The sequence below is a fragment of the Methanoculleus taiwanensis genome, assembly GCF_004102725.1.
GTDB lineage: Archaea > Halobacteriota > Methanomicrobia > Methanomicrobiales > Methanoculleaceae > Methanoculleus_A > Methanoculleus_A taiwanensis.
Map to the genome: position 1 here is coordinate 51,779 of NZ_LHQS01000001.1, position 16,910 is coordinate 68,688.

The 16,910-nt window shown below is 63.3% G+C and carries 21 protein-coding genes; 5 read left to right on the forward strand and 16 right to left on the reverse strand.

The window, feature by feature from the left end; genetic code table 11:
* Positions 1–2 precede the first annotated feature (2 nt).
* The 8 genes from glmU (ABH15_RS00295) to ABH15_RS00330 are packed head-to-tail and all read right to left on the reverse strand — an operon-like array spanning position 3 to position 7,408.
* Positions 3–1,154, reverse strand: a complete 1,152-nt coding sequence (gene glmU, locus ABH15_RS00295; RefSeq protein WP_128692377.1) for a bifunctional sugar-1-phosphate nucleotidylyltransferase/acetyltransferase — start codon at positions 1,152–1,154, stop codon at positions 3–5.
* 4 nt (positions 1,155–1,158) lie between these two features.
* Positions 1,159–2,358 carry a bifunctional sugar-1-phosphate nucleotidylyltransferase/acetyltransferase gene (gene glmU / locus ABH15_RS00300; RefSeq protein ID WP_128692378.1) on the reverse strand — a complete coding sequence of 400 codons (1,200 nt, stop codon included), beginning with the start codon at positions 2,356–2,358 and terminating at the stop codon, positions 1,159–1,161.
* Between the two features lie 22 nt (positions 2,359–2,380).
* Positions 2,381–3,631, reverse strand: coding sequence for a phosphopentomutase/phosphoglucosamine mutase (locus ABH15_RS00305; RefSeq protein WP_128692379.1), 1,251 nt, complete (start codon positions 3,629–3,631; stop codon positions 2,381–2,383).
* A gap of 36 nt (positions 3,632–3,667) precedes the next feature.
* Entirely contained in the window at positions 3,668–4,273 is a 606-nt protein-coding gene (locus tag ABH15_RS00310) for a hypothetical protein (RefSeq protein ID WP_128692380.1), read from the reverse strand.
* A gap of 1 nt (position 4,274) precedes the next feature.
* The gene (locus tag ABH15_RS00315) at positions 4,275–4,895 is read right to left on the reverse strand and encodes a cyclase family protein (protein WP_128692381.1); all 621 of its coding nucleotides are present in this window, start codon (positions 4,893–4,895) and stop codon (positions 4,275–4,277) included.
* A 2-nt stretch (positions 4,896–4,897) separates the two neighbouring features.
* Positions 4,898–5,557, reverse strand: a complete 660-nt coding sequence (locus ABH15_RS00320; RefSeq protein ID WP_128692382.1) for a protein-L-isoaspartate(D-aspartate) O-methyltransferase — start codon at positions 5,555–5,557, stop codon at positions 4,898–4,900.
* A 22-nt stretch (positions 5,558–5,579) separates the two neighbouring features.
* Positions 5,580–6,680, reverse strand: coding sequence for a SufB/SufD family protein (locus ABH15_RS00325; RefSeq protein WP_128692383.1), 1,101 nt, complete (start codon positions 6,678–6,680; stop codon positions 5,580–5,582).
* On the reverse strand, positions 6,677–7,408 hold the full coding sequence (locus tag ABH15_RS00330) for an ABC transporter ATP-binding protein (protein ID WP_128692384.1): 732 nt from the start codon (positions 7,406–7,408) through the stop codon (positions 6,677–6,679). The genes ABH15_RS00325 and ABH15_RS00330 overlap by 4 nt, the downstream gene beginning before the upstream one ends.
* Positions 7,409–7,590: 182 nt before the next feature.
* Here ABH15_RS00330 and ABH15_RS13545 point away from each other — a divergent pair, with 182 nt between their 5' ends.
* Both ABH15_RS13545 and ABH15_RS00335 read left to right on the forward strand, forming a co-directional pair.
* On the forward strand, positions 7,591–7,737 hold the full coding sequence (locus ABH15_RS13545) for a hypothetical protein (RefSeq protein WP_164913590.1): 147 nt from the start codon (positions 7,591–7,593) through the stop codon (positions 7,735–7,737).
* A 43-nt stretch (positions 7,738–7,780) separates the two neighbouring features.
* Positions 7,781–8,698, forward strand: coding sequence for a DNA-methyltransferase (locus ABH15_RS00335; RefSeq protein WP_128692385.1), 918 nt, complete (start codon positions 7,781–7,783; stop codon positions 8,696–8,698).
* On the opposite strand, the gene ABH15_RS00340 is transcribed toward ABH15_RS00335, so the two are convergent.
* The 3 genes from ABH15_RS00340 to ABH15_RS00350 are packed head-to-tail and all read right to left on the reverse strand — an operon-like array spanning position 8,685 to position 11,286.
* Positions 8,685–9,836, reverse strand: coding sequence for an adhesion protein FadA (locus tag ABH15_RS00340; RefSeq protein ID WP_241647951.1), 1,152 nt, complete (start codon positions 9,834–9,836; stop codon positions 8,685–8,687). The genes ABH15_RS00335 and ABH15_RS00340 overlap by 14 nt on opposite strands.
* A gap of 1 nt (position 9,837) precedes the next feature.
* Entirely contained in the window at positions 9,838–10,584 is a 747-nt protein-coding gene (locus ABH15_RS00345) for a TIGR01458 family HAD-type hydrolase (protein ID WP_128692386.1), read from the reverse strand.
* Between the two features lie 24 nt (positions 10,585–10,608).
* Entirely contained in the window at positions 10,609–11,286 is a 678-nt protein-coding gene (locus ABH15_RS00350) for a type 1 glutamine amidotransferase (RefSeq protein ID WP_164913591.1), read from the reverse strand.
* Positions 11,287–11,389: 103 nt separating this feature from the next.
* On the opposite strand from ABH15_RS00350, the gene ABH15_RS00355 reads away from it, so the two are divergent.
* Genes ABH15_RS00355 through ABH15_RS00365 form a run of 3 tightly spaced genes read left to right on the forward strand, consistent with a single transcriptional unit; the run spans position 11,390 to position 13,541 of the window.
* Entirely contained in the window at positions 11,390–12,433 is a 1,044-nt protein-coding gene (locus ABH15_RS00355; protein WP_206633400.1) for a ribonuclease H-like domain-containing protein, read from the forward strand.
* A 41-nt stretch (positions 12,434–12,474) separates the two neighbouring features.
* A complete protein-coding gene (locus ABH15_RS00360) occupies positions 12,475–13,002 on the forward strand; it encodes an archaemetzincin family Zn-dependent metalloprotease (RefSeq protein WP_128692389.1) in 528 nt (175 codons plus the stop codon).
* Complete coding sequence (locus ABH15_RS00365; protein WP_164913592.1) at positions 12,999–13,541, forward strand: NTPase; 543 nt, start codon at positions 12,999–13,001, stop codon at positions 13,539–13,541. Before ABH15_RS00360 ends, ABH15_RS00365 begins: the two co-directional genes overlap by 4 nt.
* Before the next feature lie 316 nt (positions 13,542–13,857).
* Here ABH15_RS00365 and ABH15_RS00370 read toward each other — a convergent pair whose 3' ends face one another.
* The 5 genes from ABH15_RS00370 to ABH15_RS00390 all read right to left on the reverse strand — a co-directional run bounded on the left by ABH15_RS00370 (position 13,858) and on the right by ABH15_RS00390 (position 16,710).
* Complete coding sequence (locus ABH15_RS00370) at positions 13,858–14,064, reverse strand: helix-turn-helix transcriptional regulator (protein ID WP_128693200.1); 207 nt, start codon at positions 14,062–14,064, stop codon at positions 13,858–13,860.
* 34 nt (positions 14,065–14,098) lie between these two features.
* Entirely contained in the window at positions 14,099–14,506 is a 408-nt protein-coding gene (locus ABH15_RS00375; protein ID WP_128692391.1) for a hypothetical protein, read from the reverse strand.
* On the reverse strand, positions 14,503–14,892 hold the full coding sequence (locus ABH15_RS00380; protein ID WP_128692392.1) for a hypothetical protein: 390 nt from the start codon (positions 14,890–14,892) through the stop codon (positions 14,503–14,505). Before ABH15_RS00380 ends, ABH15_RS00375 begins: the two co-directional genes overlap by 4 nt.
* A gap of 133 nt (positions 14,893–15,025) precedes the next feature.
* Positions 15,026–15,730, reverse strand: coding sequence for a hypothetical protein (locus ABH15_RS00385; RefSeq protein WP_128692393.1), 705 nt, complete (start codon positions 15,728–15,730; stop codon positions 15,026–15,028).
* Entirely contained in the window at positions 15,727–16,710 is a 984-nt protein-coding gene (locus tag ABH15_RS00390; protein WP_241647953.1) for an ABC transporter ATP-binding protein, read from the reverse strand. The genes ABH15_RS00385 and ABH15_RS00390 overlap by 4 nt, the downstream gene beginning before the upstream one ends.
* Between the last annotated feature and the right edge of the window lie 200 nt (positions 16,711–16,910).

The window sequence follows — 16,910 nt, forward strand, 5'->3', positions numbered from 1 at the left end:
CTCTAGATCACCCTGGCAGCGTCCTCGATGAGACCGGTGACGATCCTTCCGTCTCCAACCGTGACATTGTTACCGACGACGCAGTTCTTAAAGATTGTGAACGGAGCGGCTTTAACGCCGTCTCCAAGCACCGCTCCGAACTCGGCCTTCATGACACCCCCGCCGACCTCGAAGAAGGCCTCTCTCGGGTAGGTGGTGGTATGGTCGCCGAGTACGCACCCTTCGCCGAAGACCGCGTTCACGATCCGGGAGTGCGACCCGATACGCACGTCGTCCATGATCAGCGAATCTTTCACGTACGTGAACGGCTCGATCGCCACCCGCGACCCGATACTGGTATCCGGCATGATGACGGTATGCGGCCCGATCGTGCAGTCCTCCCCGATGGTGACCGGGCCGTGAATGACCGCATTCGCTCCTATTGTCGTCCCCTTCCCGATCCTGACGAGCCCTCGGAGCGAGGCGGTGCTGCTGACCGTGCCGGCGAGTTCGGCCGGAATGCCGCGAAGCATTCTCCCGTTGAGCTTTAAGAGATCCCAGGAGTAGATGGCATCCTGCCAGTCCTCGGCGGGAAGAGCCCGTATCCGTTCACCGCTCGCGATCATCGACCCGATTGCATCGGGAAGCTCGTTGCTCTTTAGGTGGTTGAAGATCTCGCGGGTGAACGAAAAAACGCCGGTGCTGACGGTGAAGGTCGGGGCGTCCTCGGGCTTCTCGATGAGGTCCTGGACAAACCCGTCCCGGATCACGACGACCCCGAAGTTCGAGGGGTTCCGGTGCTCCGCGACCAGCATGGCGTTCCGTTCACCCCTGATCCTCGCGATGGACGCGGGGCTGATGTAGTTATCCCCGGGAAGGAGGAGGAAATCGCCGGAGATCTCCGCTTCGGCGCTCCGGAGAGCGTCGGCCGTCCCGAGCTGCCGCTCCTGCACCACGACCTGGATCGGAGCGTCGAGCCGGTTTAAGTAGCGGATCACGTGCTCTTTCCGGTACCCCACGACGACGACGATATCCCGGATACCGTTCTCGAGGAGGGCGTCGATGACGTACTTGATGATCGGGCGGTCCGCGACCGGTATCATCGCTTTCGGCCTGCTCCGGGTCAGCGGCCGAAGCCGGTTCCCCTCCCCTGCTGCGAGAATTACTGCCTGCATGGTCTCACCGCACCACCGTTTCGTCCTCGATGCACCCCTCGACCATTGAATGGGGGGCGATCAGCACGTTGCTCCCTATCCGGCTCCCGACGTTGACGGAGCAGTTGATCCCGAACTGGACGCCGTCGCCGATGATGGCGCCGAACTTTTTCCGCCCGGTGCTCTTGCCGCAGACCTTCACCGGCCCGTGGTCGTGGCGGAGGTTCGCGACCTTGGTGCCGGCACCGAAGTTGCAGTTCCTGCCGATGACGGAGTCGCCGACGTAGTTGAAATGCGGTATCTTCGTCCCGGCCATGACGATCGAGTTCTTGACCTCGGCCGCGTGGCCTATATGGCAGCCGTCGCCGATCGAGGTCGAGCCCCGGATATAGGCGTGCGGCCCGATCGTGCAGTTCTCCCCGATCACACAGGCTCCCTCAATATAGGTGCCCGCTCTGATAACCGAGCCTTTCCCGACCGTCACGGTCTCGGGCATGGTGACGCCGCCTTCGACGGTGCCGTGCCGCTCGTGCCGGATCCCGGCGAGCAGGAGTTCATTGGCCTCGAGGAGATCCCAGGGCTGCCCGACGTCGAGCCAGTCGGCAAGGTGGTATGCCCGGAGGGTGCCGGCCTGGATATAGGCTTCGAGGGCGTCGGTGAGCTCGAACTCGCCACGGCCCGAGACCTTCACGCCCGCCAGAATGTCGAAGATCTCCGTATCGAAGAGGTATGCACCGGCATTGATGAGATTGCTCTTCGGGGCTTCCGACTTCTCTTCAAGCCCCGTCACGAGGCCGTCCTCGACCGTCACCACCCCGTAATCCTGCGGGTGGTCGGTATGGTAGATCCCGACGCACGGGGCAGGCTTCCCGCAGAGCTCCCTGATATCGGCCGCCTGCAGGATCATATCCCCGTTTAAGAGGAGGAAACGGTCTTTGATCAGACCCGCCGCCGCCCGCAGGGCATCTGCCGTCCCGAGCTGGTGGCGCTGGGTGACGTAGGTGATCTTCACGCCGAGCGACTCGCCCTCGCCGAAGTGGTTCCGGATCTCACGCTCGCAATAGCCGACGACGAAGACGAACTCGTCTATCCCCGCATCGCGTGCCGCCGCAACAAGGTGCTCCATCATCGGTCGGTTCGCGATCGGCAGCATTACCTTCGGCCGCTTTGCAGTCAGGGGCCGCATCCGTTTGCCTTCACCTGCTGCGAGTACTACACACTGCATCCTAACACCAGTCCCCCGTCCATCAGGAACGTTTTCCTTTGTTTAGAAGCTCCCGGCCTTTTTCAATCATGTCCTTTGATTTTCCGGGGGTTTTCCCCTCGGCGGTGATCCGGACCTTCGGCTCGGTTCCGCTCGCCCGGATAAGGCACCAGCCCTCCTCGTCCGCGACCCGGATACCGTGGGTCGGTTCGTCCGCACCGAGCGCCGTTACGATCTCGCGGGGGTTATCGACGTGGAACGATTCCCGGAGAATGGTGTAGCGGGGCATCTTATCGAGTTCCTCGGCGATATCCCACTCCGACGCGATCTCGCAGAAGAGTGCGCCCGCGTGGATCCCATCGGGGCAGTAGGAGTATTCAGGGAAGATCCAGCTCCCGGAGGGTTCGCCGCCGAAGTCGCCCCAGGCGAGGAGCTCCTCGGAGACGAAACTGTCGCCGACCGGTGTCCGGTGCACCTCGGCGACCTCTTCGATCGCCATCGAGGCGTCGACCGTCGTCACGACCTTGTCGCTCCCGAGGTACTTCGCAAAGAGCATCAGAAGCTGGTCGCCGTCGATATACCTGCCCCGGCCGTCGAACGCCATCATCCGGTCGGCATCGCCGTCGTGCACGACGGCGCAGTCCGCACCGGTCTTCCGCACCATCTCCCCGACGTAGGGAAGGTTCGCCTCGAGCGGTTCGGAAGGGCGCGCAAACCGTCCTGAGACGTTGCAGTTCAGGCCGACCACGGCGGCGCCGGCGTCCGCGAGGAGGCCCGGGGAGATGACGCTCCCCGCACCGTTGCCGCAGTCGAGCACCGTTCTGATCTCGCGGGAGAAGTTCACCCGGTCGAGGATCGCTTCCCGGTGGGCGGCGACCATATCGACCTCGCAGAGGCTGCCCTGCTCCTGCCAGCCCGTCCAATGCTTCTCCGTCACGAGCTGCTCGATCTCGGCCTGCTGCTGCAGCGTGAACGACGACCCGTCGGGGTTGAAGAGCTTGACGCCGTTATACGGCTCCGGGTTGTGCGAGGCGGTGATCATGCACCCGGCCTCGATATCCCGGGTGCCGAACGCAACGGTAGGCGTCGGAGCAATCCCGCAGGAGTAGACGTTTCCTCCGGCCGAGAGCATACCTGCTATGGCGCTGTGCGCCAGAAGCCCGCTTGTCGTGCGGGTATCGGTACCCACAATGATTTCAGATGCACCTGCGGCAACCGCAGAACCGACTCTGAGCACCAGATCGACGAGTCCGGGGTCAAACTGCCGCCGTATTCCCGAAGAGCCAAAAAGCATAGAGCATAATCACCCTGTTTTCCTAGAAAAAGGTATTCATCGCCCGTACGGGCACCAGTGTTCCTGATCGAGCAAACCCGAGACCCCGACCGTCGAGGGGCCGAGAAAGAGCATCCGCCTCTTCCCCCGCCAGGCGTCGATGGCCGCGAGTCCGGCGTCGGAGACGAGACCCTGCCCGGTTATGAGAAAGATATCGGCCTCTTCGGGGTTCTCCGTCACCTGCGACCGCATCGTCTCGCTCACGACATAGTTCTCGCCGACGAGGTAGATCCGCCCGCCGCCGATCTCCGCGGCGAGGTCGGCGCGGCACTGCCGGTAGCGGTCAGGCGTACAGGCGTGCACCTTCCGCGTAAGGCAGAGGAATGCAGAGACGGCGTTAATGATGGCGCACGCAGCCCCCCGCTGTTTCGGGTCGGCAAACAGAGCGCCGAACATAAACGAGACCCGCGTGGTCGCCCGGACCGGGTCGGTTGTCAGGAACTCCCCGGTGCCGCCGGCGTAGACCGCCTCCATGCAGACACCCTTCGGGTACTGGCATTTCTCGGCCTCGTAATTCACCTGCAGGGTGACGGTTCCGCTCTCGCATCCGCTGTGCTGCAATCGCTCTTCCAGTTTTTTGACCGCATCGCTTATCGTACTCATATCATCTTCCTCCGGTAGTTTCCGCATCAGAGAGCACCACCCGTGCCGGCGACCCGTCGCAGCCCTTAAGGCGGAGCGGCAGCGCAACCATCGTGTAGTCGCCTGCAGGGACGCTCGTGAGATCGAGGAGCTCTATGATGGCGACCCCGGCAGCGAGGAGGTGGCGGTGGACCGCACCGTCGCCGTCGTACACCTCGATGGAGGGGGTATCGATCCCGACGCACACCACACCGCTCTCCGTCAGGAGACGGGCTGCCTCGAGCGAGAGAGCGGGATACACCGGATCGAAGCGGGTTGCTTCCGAAAACCAGGTCTTGAGCAGGAGCCGTTCCGTTCCGGCAAGGTGGGGCTCTATCTCCCCGGCCGTTATCGCACCCCGGACAGAGCGGAGATCCGCGACCCGTGCCCGGCCCATGAGCCGTTCGAGCGGGATCTCGTCGACCGTCGCACCGCCCTCGAGGAAATGGGACGGCGCATCGATATGCGTCCCGCTGTGCGAGCAGAGGGTGAGGGCGCTGATCCGGGATGCGCCGGTATCCTCCTGCACCATCCGGGGAGCGGGGTCGCCCGGGTAGACCATCGCGTCGTCCGGGAGCGGGCGGGTGATGTCGCGGACCGGCATGCCTAGTCAGCCCCGCGCCACCCGTACTCGCCGATGAGCGGGACGAAACAGACTCCACCGAAGGTCGTCCGCTCCACCTGCCCGCCGCGTTTGACGAGCCGCACGAGATCCTGGCAGTCGCGGGGACCCGTCGGTGCGACGAGGCGGCCGCCTTCCGCCATCTGCTCGATCAGCGGCTCCGGGACGGTCGGTGTCGCGGCGGTGATGAGGATCGCATCGTACGGCGCCTCCGCCGGGTAGCCCTTCGTCCCGTCGCCGACGATGATTGTGACATTCCCGACCCCTGCCCGCTTGAGGTTCTCCCCGGCCTGTTCGGCGACCGATGCTATCCGCTCGACGGAGATGACGCGGCCGACGAGCTCACCGAGAATCGCCGCCTGATAACCGCTCCCGGTACCTATCTCGAGCACCGTATCGCCGGGTTTGAGCGCTAAGAGTTCGGTCATGACGGCGACGATGTAGGGCTGCGAGATCGTCTGCCCCTCGCCGATGGGAAGCGGGTTATCCTGGTAGGCGGCACGCTCGTAGGCGGGGGGGACAAAAAAGTGGCGGGGAATCTTCCGCATGGCGGCAAGGAGGCGCTGGTCGCTGACGCCCCGTGCCCGGATCTGGCCTTCGACCATCGCGTGGCGAAGCTCGGTGTAGGGGTCGGCGCCGCTCATAGGGGATCTCCGGAGTCCCGAATCAGAACCCTGACTCGGCTTTATCGATCGCAGCATCGATCTGCTGCTGCAGGACTGCGGGCAGTCCGCTGATCTTAACATCCAGGAACCCACGTATAATGGTTGCGGTGGCCTCTTCCTCGTCGAGGCCGCGGGACATGAGGTACTCGATCTCGTGCCGGGCGATCTTGCCGACCGCCGCTTCGTGGGAGAGCTCGGTGCCGGTCAGGCGTCCCTCGATCTCCGGGATGGCGTGGATAGTGCCGTCTTTCAGGATCAGACCCTTGCACTCGATGTGACCGCGGGTTTTGTCGGTGCCGCCGAGGACGTGGCCGCGGGAGATGATGGTCCCGCCCGTCGTGATGGCGCGGGTGATCAGTTCGGCGCTCGTATCCTCGGCCTCGAGCAGCGCCCGCGACCCGAGGTCGAGGTACGACCCGGGCGTCGCGACGACGATGCTGCTGAACCTGCCGACGGCGCCTTTCCCGGCGAGGCGGGCGGTCGGATACATCTGGATCTTCCGGACAGGCTGCATACAGACGTAGTTCGAGAGGAAGACGCCACCTTCCTCGACGACGGCCATGCTCCGCGGGAAGACGCTGATGCCGGGGCTCCAGTTGTGGATCATCGTCGAGGTCACTTTGGCGTCCTTCCCGACGTAGATCTCGGTGACGCCGAGGTGCGCCCCGTGCTCTTTCTGTGAGGAACTCGCGCAGCCCGAGATGAGGTGGATCTCCGCACCCTCCCGGGCGATGATGATGTTATGGACGTGCTGGATCTTCTCTTCCCGGAGGAAGAGGCACGCCTGCAGCGGCGTCGCGGAGCGGGCTCCCTCGTGGGCGATGACGACGACGCCCTGCGGTTCGGCCTGCCGGGCGACGTACTCCGTATACTTGTCTTTGTCCTTCGGGACGGCCTTCCAGTAGTAGTCAGAGACCCAGTCGTACTTCTCGAGGGCGACGGCGATCGGCAGGATCTCGATACCTTCCGCGACGCAGGAGGAGTGGACGACCTCCTGGTCGATCTGGAAGAAACTGCCGCAGCGGTTCGTCATCCCGAGATCAAGACCCGTCAGTGCCAAGCGGTCTTTATCTTCACGGGAGAGATTTTCGATCTCGTTCATATCTGTTTGCACGCCAGACACTCCTTGTATCCCTTTTCTTTGACGACTTTCAGGATCTCGCGGGGGTTCCCGTGACACCGGATCTGACCGTCGATCATCACGTGCCCCTGGTCGGCATCCACGTAGTCGAGAATGTACCCGGTATGGGTGATGATGAGACCGCTCCGCTGCCGGTTGACGATGTGCACGTCCTTTTCAAGGAGGTGAGCAACCTCGCCTCCCATCAGCACCATATTCTCAAGGTCGACGCCGCTTTCGGGTTCGTCGAGCATGATGAACTTGGGCTGCTGCACCTTCAGCTGGAGCACCTCGCTCCGCTTGATCTCGCCGCCAGAGAATCCGACGTTGATGTCGCGGGTGAGGAAGTTCTCCATGTTGACGGACTCCGCAAGCGCCTCAATAGCATCGTCGCCGAGCTCTGAGGTCGCGGTCAGCAGCTTGCCGAGCTTGAGCCCCGCTATCGCCGGCGGACGCTGGAAGAGCATCCCGATACCGAGTCCAGCCCGCTCGTGAATGGGCATCGCGGTTATATCCGTCCCCTTAAACAGTATCGAACCTTTGGTGACTTTGTAGCCCCCAAACCCCATAATCGTCATGAGGAGGGTGCTCTTCCCCGAGCCGTTCGGCCCCATCAAGACGTGGGTCTCCCCATCCCCGATCGTGAGGTTGATGTCGTGGAGCACTTCCCGATCTTCCACGGTTACGTGCAAATCCCTGATCTCCAGCATAAGGCAACCTGCTATTAATTACGACGACCCATCCAATAAACGCTTGCGTGAAAGCAATCTCACCTTCGATGCACATTCACGAGATTTCAGGGCGGCGAAATGCGGCCGATGACGCTTCGCCGGTTCACTTTCACACCGCACCCCGCGTACCCTCTTATACGCTCGTTTCCCTGTTTCATAGTATGAGTGGAAAGACATTCTCGTATCTCGCCGACCGGGCTAAAGAACACGCTACCGTTACCCGCAGGAGCCAGATGCACAAGGTATGCTATATGATCAGCACCGGGCAGCGGCCGGCCTTCATGCCGATCCCGAAGGGCTACCCTTAAACAGTCGAGGCGCATACTGCCCCGGCGGGGGGGGCACCGGCGGATGGGAGCAAGAGGCGTCCGGGAAAGGAACGCGAAAGAACAGGTCAGAAAAGGGACGAAAGCGGCAAAGATACCACTGCATCCGCCCGACCCGCAGGCTATCGGGCCGTATGAGAACACGATCATCTGCGGAGACGCAGAAAAGGTTCTCCCGGCGATACCGGACGAGAGTATCGATATCATCATCACCTCGCCGCCGTACAACTTCGGCCACCACTACGCAGGCGACCCTGCCGCCGACACACGGGAGTGGAACGAGTACTTCACCGGCCTTGCCGCAGTCTGGGCAGAGACGTACCGCGTCCTGAAACCCGGCGGGCGGATCGCGGTCAACATCCAGCCTCTCTTCTCTGATTACATCCCGACGCACCATATGATCTCCCGGCAGCTCGCAGAGCTCGGGTTCCTCTGGAAGGCGGAGGTGCTCTGGGAGAAGCACAACTACAACGCCCGGTACACGGCATGGGGCAGCTGGAAATCCCCCTCGATGCCGTACCTGAAGTATACCTGGGAGTACATCGAGATCTTCGATAAAGAGTCCCATAAAAAGACCGGTCGCCGGGAGGATATCGACATCACCGGCCCTGAGTTCAAAGAGTGGGTCAACGCCCGCTGGTCGTTCCCGCCGGAGACCCGGATGAAAGAGTACCGCCATCCGGCGATGTTCCCCGAGGAGCTGCCGCGGCGGCTGCTGAAACTCTTCTCCTACCAGGGCGACGTGGTCCTCGATCCCTTTAACGGGGCGGGAACGACGACATGCGTCGCATACGGCCTCGGAAGGCGGTTCATCGGCATCGATATATCCGGCGAGTACTGCTTGACCGCGATGCAGCGGCTCGGGAACCTCAAGGGCGAAAGAAAGCCCGGGCGGTTCCCCTCACCCCGCCTCGTCCACTGGGAGGAGGTTACCGGGGGGTGAGCGCTTCCGGGAGGTGCTCCGCGACGAGGCGGTACGTACCGGGACGGTCGTAGGCGTGCAGAACGATCCGGTTGTATAGTCCGATAGAGGCTTCCGACTCTTCGATCAGACGGTTGTACTCGTCGACGCTCCGTTTGTACTCGTCCAGGAGAGCGTTATAGCCGGGGACAAGGGCGTTGTAGCCCTGGTGGTCGGCGAGGGTGGACAGCCGGTCAAGTTCTGCTCGAAGCTCCGCGAGCCGCACGTAGAGAGCCTGGTATTCCGCCTGCCGGGCGTCGATGAGCGGTGCGAGTGCGAGGATACGTGCGTAGGCGAGATCCCGGGCGTTCCGGATCGCCTCAATCTCGGTGCAGTTCTCATATGCGCCCGTCCCGTTCCCCACCGGAACCACGATCGGGGCCGAAGCGAGCACCGTTCCGTCTGCAAGTTCGTTCGGCAGAATCCCGACGTAACTTACGTTCGTGGCCTCGATGTAGGCATACGGCATGCCGTTCCAGAGGCAGCCGGTGCTGTTCACCCCGACCGCCATATGCTCTTCCGCCTCGAAGGAGAAGAGTGCCGTCCCGTAGCCTTCCCGGGCGAGGAGCGCTGCGAGGAGGAGGCTTTTATCGTCGCAGTCGCCCCTGCCGTCGACAAAGGTTTCTACCGGAAACTTCGGTTCGACCGCGAGGCTGTCGGTCTCGTAGGGGATCGACTGGACGAAGACCACGAGCAGTTCGAGGTAGCGGTCGGCGTCAAGTCCCTCGCGGTCGCGTATCGCCCGGAACTCGGCAAGAAGCGCGGTATAGAACGGCTCCTGGTCGGCATCGTCGATGAATGCCCGGTAGTAGAGCGGCAGCCACTCCTCCCGGGTGAAGTTCTCGTAGAGGTAGATCGCCTTGTCGGCCTCCTTCGCGCCCCCGTAGACGGCGGGGTCGACCCGGACGCGGATCGTCTCGTTGCCCTGCCCGAAGGGGAACGTATACACGGTCTCGTTCTCGAGCGTATACCCCGCCACCGGCACGATCTCCGGAGCCACCGCCGCGGGGTGGAGGAGGGCGCCGAGGGAGCCGGAAAGGCCGAGCACTCCGGCGAGGACGAGAAGAGAGCAGAGCAGCACCAGAACCGCCCCGAACCGGGCTCCCGTCCCCCCGGCCATATCAGAGATACTCCGGGAGGGCGGCCAGCGATTCGATGACGAGATCGGGGGTGACGCCCGACCGCCTGACGACCTCTTCACGATACTTGCCGGTCTTCACGAGGATGCCGGCAAGTCCTGCCGCCTGCGCACCGCCGACGTCGGTGAAGATGTCGTCGCCGATCATCGCCGCACCGTCCGGGGAGACCCCCATCTCGCGGAGGGCGAGGGCGAAGAACGCCTGTGAAGGTTTTCCCATCACCTCGGCACGAACCCCGGCGGCATACTCGAGACCCGCGACGAACGGGCCGGCGGAGAGCATCAGGCCGTCGCCGCCCATCCAGTAGCGGTCTTTCTCGAGCGCCACGAGCTCCGCACCGTTCTCAAGCAGGCGGAACGCGGCGTTCATCCGGTCGTAGGTGAAGTTTTCACCCGCATCACCGACGATGACGACGTCCACATCCTCTTCGGCGACGGCAATCCCCTCCTGCTCGAAGTCTTCACGGACGTCTCCGGTGGTGAGCAGGAAACAGCGGCGCTGCCCCCTCTCGCGCATCCGGGCGACGGCCGCCACCGGCGAGGTGACGATCAGATCGGCCGGGATACGGTAGCCGAGCCCGGCGAGCCGCTCGGCGATGGAGCGGCGCGAGCGCCGGGTGGTGTTCGAGACGAACCGGAACGGCACCTCCCGCTCTTCGAGGAACGCAAGAGTCTCCCGCGCCCCCGCGACCGGTGCGTCGCCGACGTAGAGCACCCCGTCGATATCGATGAGAAACGCCTCTGTCTCCGTAGGTCACGCACCTCCCTGCAGGAAGAGAGAGACGATCTCCCTGCAGAATCGTTCGCTCCCGTCGAGGTACCGGGGTGTCCCGGCACGGATCCGCTCGCGCTCGTTCTCATCGAGCGTTTCCGTCCAGGTCTCGATGATCTCCGGCGTCGCCTCGATATGGAACTGGACGCCGAGTGCGGTCTTCAGCGTGTAGAGCTGGTTCGGCACCTCGCTTCCCCAGGCAAGCAGCTCGGCGCCGTCGGGGAGATCGAAGGTCTCGCCGTGCCAGTGAAAGACCTTCAGGCGATCGGGACAATCGGGCAGCAGATCGTTTCTGATGATATCGACGCCGCACCAGCCCCGCTCGGGTATTCCGGGAGCGACCCGCTGCCCGAACGCACTCGCGATCAGCTGGGCGCCGAGGCAGATCCCGAGCACAGGGGCTCCTGCCCGGATACTCCGCCGGATCAGTTCTTTCTCCCCTTTGAGGAACGGGTACTCCCGCTCGTCGTTGACGCTCATCCGCCCGCCGAGAAATATCAGGGGGGACGTGCCGACAGGCGGTATCACCTCACCTTCGTAGAGGCGGACGATCCGGTACTCGCAATCCCGTTCGGAGAGGACCTGTTCCAGGAAGCCTGCGGGTTCCGTCTCCCCGTGCTGGAAGATTGTGATCACTGCTGTTCCCTCGAGAATTATCACCTTACTATGCACCGCTGGTATTTATGCGCGATCGGGGAGGCGGGCGGGGCAGCGAGCACTTTCGCTCTCCGCCGATCCGGTTCTTATAGATTCCCGGGAAAACGTGATCTCCATACCGATGGCCGGATTCTTCAGCCGCCCCGACGGCACGAGCGTCTCCGACTACGACCGCGCCCGGCGGCTGAAGCACCGGCTCCTCGAGCGGTACCGTGATATCCCGCTCGAGACCGTCTTCTGCGGCAGGGAGGAGGCGACCCCTGCCGGTGCCTGCTACGTCGTCGAGTCGTCGGAGACGCTCGCGATGGAGGGAGCAGACCGTGAACGGGCACGGGCGACGATACTCGCCGACCTGACGCTCGTTCGCGGGATCGGGGAGCGGACAGCGGCACGGCTCCGGCAGCAGGGGTACCGCACGGTCACCGACCTCACCCGGCACCCGAGGTATGGAAGCGACGCCGGCCTGCTGCTCCGGCAGGTCTCATCCGGAACGACCGCCGACCTCATGCAGTCCATAGGGAGGCGCCACCAGGTCTCCCACCCGCTGGTGCTCAAGACGAGCCGGTTCCACGATCCCGGGGACTTCGTCTTCCTCGATATCGAGACGCTCGGGCTCTTCTCCCGGCCGGTCATCCTCGCCGGCGTTGCTCTGGTCAGCGGTTCTGCGATCACCGTCCGCCAGTACCTGCTCCGCGATATCGACGAGGAGGCGGCGGCACTCTCTGCGACGGTCGGGCACCTCGCTGCGAAGAACGCCTGCCTCGTCACCTTCAACGGCAAGGCCTTCGATCTCCCGTACGTGCAAGACCGGCTCGCCCACCACGGCATCGCCGCGGACCTCGGCGTCCCGCACTTCGACGCCCTCCATTTCTCGCGGCGGTGCTGGAAGAAGCAGGTCGGGAGCTGCCGCCTGACCGCGCTCGAGCGGGCGGTCTTCGGGATCGAGCGGAGCGACGACGTTCCGAGCGCTCTGGTGCCGGAGTTCTACGAAACCTACCTCCGGACCGGGAACGCCGGGCCGCTCGTGCCGGTGGTGGAGCACAACCGGCAGGATCTGATCTCGCTCGCCCGTCTCTTCATCCACCTCCGGGAGGAGTGGGACGGCAGCAGCGGAACGTGCCACGGCACCGCGGCGCTGCCCGACCGATAGTCTCAACACCACCCTCGCCCACCATCGTCCGGCGGGGATCTATGCGTATCGTTCTGGTGCCGATGGACGAACTCGAGCCCGGTGTTCTCCCGGAGCTCCGCGAGGGGCTTCGACGGGTCTTCAGGCAGGAGGTGACGATCGGCGAGCGGGTAGACCTTCCCGGCAGTGCGAAGAACGATACCCGCGGGCAGTACGAGGCGGGAACGGTGCTCGGAGCACTCCTGGACGCGGGGGGCGGCTACGACCGGGTGCTCGGGATCACCGCAGCGGATCTGTACGTCCCCGGACTGAACTTCGTCTTCGGCGTTGCCAGAGAGAGAAACGCGGTGATATCGTTCCACCGGCTCCGCCAGTCCTTCTACCATCTCCCGGAAGACCGCGAGGTCTTCTCCCGCAGGGTGCTCGTCGAGGCGGTGCACGAACTCGGGCATACCTTCGGCCTCTCCCACTGCGGCGACCCTGCCTGCGTGATGTACTTCTCGCAGACCATCGCCGATACCGATAGGAAAGGCCCTGCATTCTGTCCGGCATGCCACCCGGAGCTCCGGGGCGGCGGAGGGCGGCGATGATACGAAACCTCCTGATCACCGGGATGCCCGGCACGGGCAAGACAACGCTCGTCCGGCGGATTGCCGACGGCCTCGCCGGGTACCGGGCGGTCGGGTTTTATACGCAGGAGCTCCGGGAGGCGGGACGGCGAGTCGGGTTCGAGCTCGTCAGCCTCGACGGCAGGCGGCGGGTGCTCGCCCACACGGAAATCGAGACCCCCTTCCGGGTGGGGAGGTACGGCGTCGACGTTGCGGGGTTTGAAGAGTTCCTCGCGTCCGTCCCCTTCACCGCCGGAGAGGCGGATATCATCGTCATCGACGAGATCGGGAAGATGGAGTGGTTCTCGCATAGATTCCGGGAGATCGTCCGGGAGGCTCTCGATACCGCAACACCGTGCCTCGCGACGATCGCCCTGAAGGGCGGGAGAGAGATCGAGGCTCTCCGGCTTCGCCGGGACGTGCGGGTAGTCGAGGTGACCCGCACGAACCGGGATAGCCTCCCCCCCGTGCTCGAGGAAGACCTGCGGCGAATGGTTGCGGCACCGCCCGGGAGCGGATAAAGAAACGTGCGCGATAACCGGTGTCGGGCACAGATATTTTCCATAGGGTGCGGGAATTGCGAAAAAAACCGCAATACAGGAATATAATATATATCAATCCATAAAAAAGGCGAATTTGATTTTGACTGATAAAAATGAGTCTAAAAGAAAAACAAAGGATAATAAGAGGATTAGGGATACCGGAAAGTTTATTTCACCGACAATCCAACGTAGCTTTCGCCCCCATATATCATTTTTGACCGCTCCGGTGCAGAGGGAATACACGCCCGGATCTCCGTTTAATCACTGCTGAACGAGTAGTCGAACCCACGCACCGTCACTCAAGGTCGCTCTCCTCGAATATGAAGAGGTCGTCGATCGTCGTCCCAAGTTCGTGGGCGACCCGGTAGGCGAGTTTGAGCGAGGGGTTGTACTTCCCCTTCTCGAGAAAGACGATCGTCTCCCGCCGGACACCGGCACGTTTCGCGAGGTCTTCCTGGGTGAGCCCGAGCTTCGCCCGGAACTCCTTGATCCGGGTCTGCATCAGATCGCCCCCGGGAGTCGGCGGCCTGAGCCGGTCATTCGACGTCACCCTGCCGGTTCAGCAGATACAGCGCGGCCGAAGCGGTAATCCCGAGCGCAAAGAAGGTCAGGGCAAACGCATCTCTCCCGCTCATCCCGACGATCCCGGCATAATCGAGGAAGAGCATGACAATCACCAGGAAGAATGATACCTGCCACGAGCAGGCATATGCCGCTCTCCGAATCCGTCGGTCGCGTTCGTCCTCCTCTACCGGCGGTCGGCGCTCCCGGGTCGTGAGGGTCTGCACGCCCGCAGCCACAGAGAGGGCGACCCCTGCAACGATGAGGTACGCTGAAGTCCGGTCCGGCATGCTGGAGAAGGGCAGGAGCACTCCGGCGGCGAGCAGAGCAAGGCCGAAGGTCAGAAAGAGCCAGACCTTCGCCCGACCCGGCCGGCCGCTCATGCGACGTCACCCTTCCGGAAGAGGTACCACTGGAACGCCCGTGCGGAGAGGATCATCCCAAACCCGAGGAGCGCGAGAACGCCCTGGAGGCTGAGCGCCGCGAGGTCGAGGTAGTCCACCCAGAAGAGCAGAAAGACCAGCACGAGGGTGAAGAGCCAGGAGTAGGTGATCCCGTAGGCGCCGATCTTCTTCGTCCGCTCGTCGGCCTGCACCTCGTCGCGGTAGCGGAACGTCGTGATCATCGTCACGATCAGCATGGCGATACCTGCCGAGACGAGCGCGGTCGGCGCCGGGCCTTCGTCGGCGATGCCGGCGAACGGGAGGGCGATGCCTGCTGCCACGAGCAGGAGCCCGAGAGTTACGGGTAGAACCTGTTTCCACTGCATCTCTGATCACTCGCTGTTGATTATTTCTAACACAGTGTTAGAAATGTGCAACACAATGTTATATAATTCTAACTACCCGGCAGACAGAAACGCCGGGCACCGACCAGCATGCGGAGATGGGAAAAAGGGGATTTCAGGGAATCGTCCTGACGATCTTCTCTTTCGAGAGGAACCCGGCGAGGTAGTTCGTCACGCCGAGCAGCACGCCGCCGATGAGGATCGTCGCGCCGACCTGCCCCCACCCGACCGCAATCCCGGTCTCGAAGACCACCTGCATCGAGAAGAGCAGGAAAAAGAGGGCACCGAAGACGATGATATTGATGATCTGATTCTCGCGCAGCCCGAAGAGGAACTGGATAAACCCGAGCAGCCCCACCGCCGAGGCTATGAAGAGCGGGACGGCGACGAGGAGGTGGAGAATCGCCGGGGCCGAAGGGAGGAGGAGCGCCTCTCCAGGAAAGTTCGCCACGCCGACGAGCACCCCGACCCCGACGAGCGTGATCGCGTAGGCGGGGACGGCGACGCCGATCACCTTCCCGAGCCAGATCTGCCAGAGCGAGAGCGGCGTTACGAGGAGGGTCGCGATGATCCCCTCCTGCTTCTCCCGGAGAAAGACCTGCCCCGAGAGGAGATAGGCAATGAAGACACCGATGACGAGCCCCAGGTAGAAGATACCGGTATCGAGAGCGCCTGCTGCCGACTCGCCGCCGAGCCCGGCGATGGCAGGCCCGGAGAGGCCGCCGAACCAGACGGCGAAGAAGAGCGCGACGAGGAGCGAACTCTTCGTCCCGAGGATCTGCCGGATCTCTTTTCCCGCCACGATAGTAACGCCGCTCATACCGCTCCCTCTTCACGGACGATACCGAGATAGACGTCCTCGAGCGACCGGGTCACCCGTCTCGCCTCCGCGAGATCCACCCCGGCGAGCACGAGCTCCCGGAGCACCCGCGGTCCGACCGCTTCGTCGAGCGATACCGTCAGGACGGCGCCGTCGACGGACGACGACCGGACGCCGTCGAGCGCTGCAACGAGCGAGGACGCCCGTTCCGCCGTCGCAGGGTCGGCGACCGTGATCTCGTAGACCGGGGCTTTCTCCGACGCCCGCAGGTGCTCGACGGAATCGTATGCCCGAACCCTGCCCGCATTGAGGATCGCGACCTTGGTGCAGACCCGCTGCACCTCGTTGAGGTTATGCGAATTTAAAAAGACCGTGCGGTTCTGCTCCCGCGACAGCTCGAGGATGAGATCGCGGACAAGCCGCTGCGCCTCGGGATCGAGCCCCGACGTCGGTTCGTCCAGGAAGAGCAACTCCGGGTCGTGGATGATCGCCCTCGCTAAGGCGAGCTTGCGCATCATTCCGGTTGAGAAGGTGCCGACCGGCTCGTCGGCGGACGCGGCGAGATCGACGTACTCGAGAAGCTCACGTATCCGCTTCCCAGGATTGGAAACCCCGTACAGCCCGGCGTAGTACCGCAGGTTGTCGTGCGCCGAGAGCCGGGCAAAGAGACCGTTATTCTCGAGGAGAACACCGACCCGCCGGCGTAGAGCGTCCTCCCTCCCGAGGTCGGAGCCCCAGACCCGCGCCGTCCCGGAAGTCGGCGCGAGGAGTCCGAGGATGATCCTGATGGTCGTGGTCTTGCCGGCACCGTTCGGGCCGAGGAACCCGAAGACTTCCCCCTCCTCGACCCGGAACGATATCCCGCCAAGTACCGCCTTGCCGTCGAACGTCTTTGTCAGATTCGTAACATCGATAATCACCATGACTTTCGCTCCCTGCCCCTGACCGCCGGAACCGCCGTACGTACTGCAGTTTCGCATGGGGCACGCCTCCCGGCGCGGGAGTACCCGACCCCGGAAGAATGACGGAATGCTCATCGCCCCGCTACCCGTCGTGGGGCGCTCCCCCCGGATACATCTTTCCAAACGGGCGATGTCATCCAGTTATTATCGGAACAGCGGGGTCATAAATTGTTCCCCAAATCCCCGCAAACTTAATTTCCTTTGAGTATATTCAGACA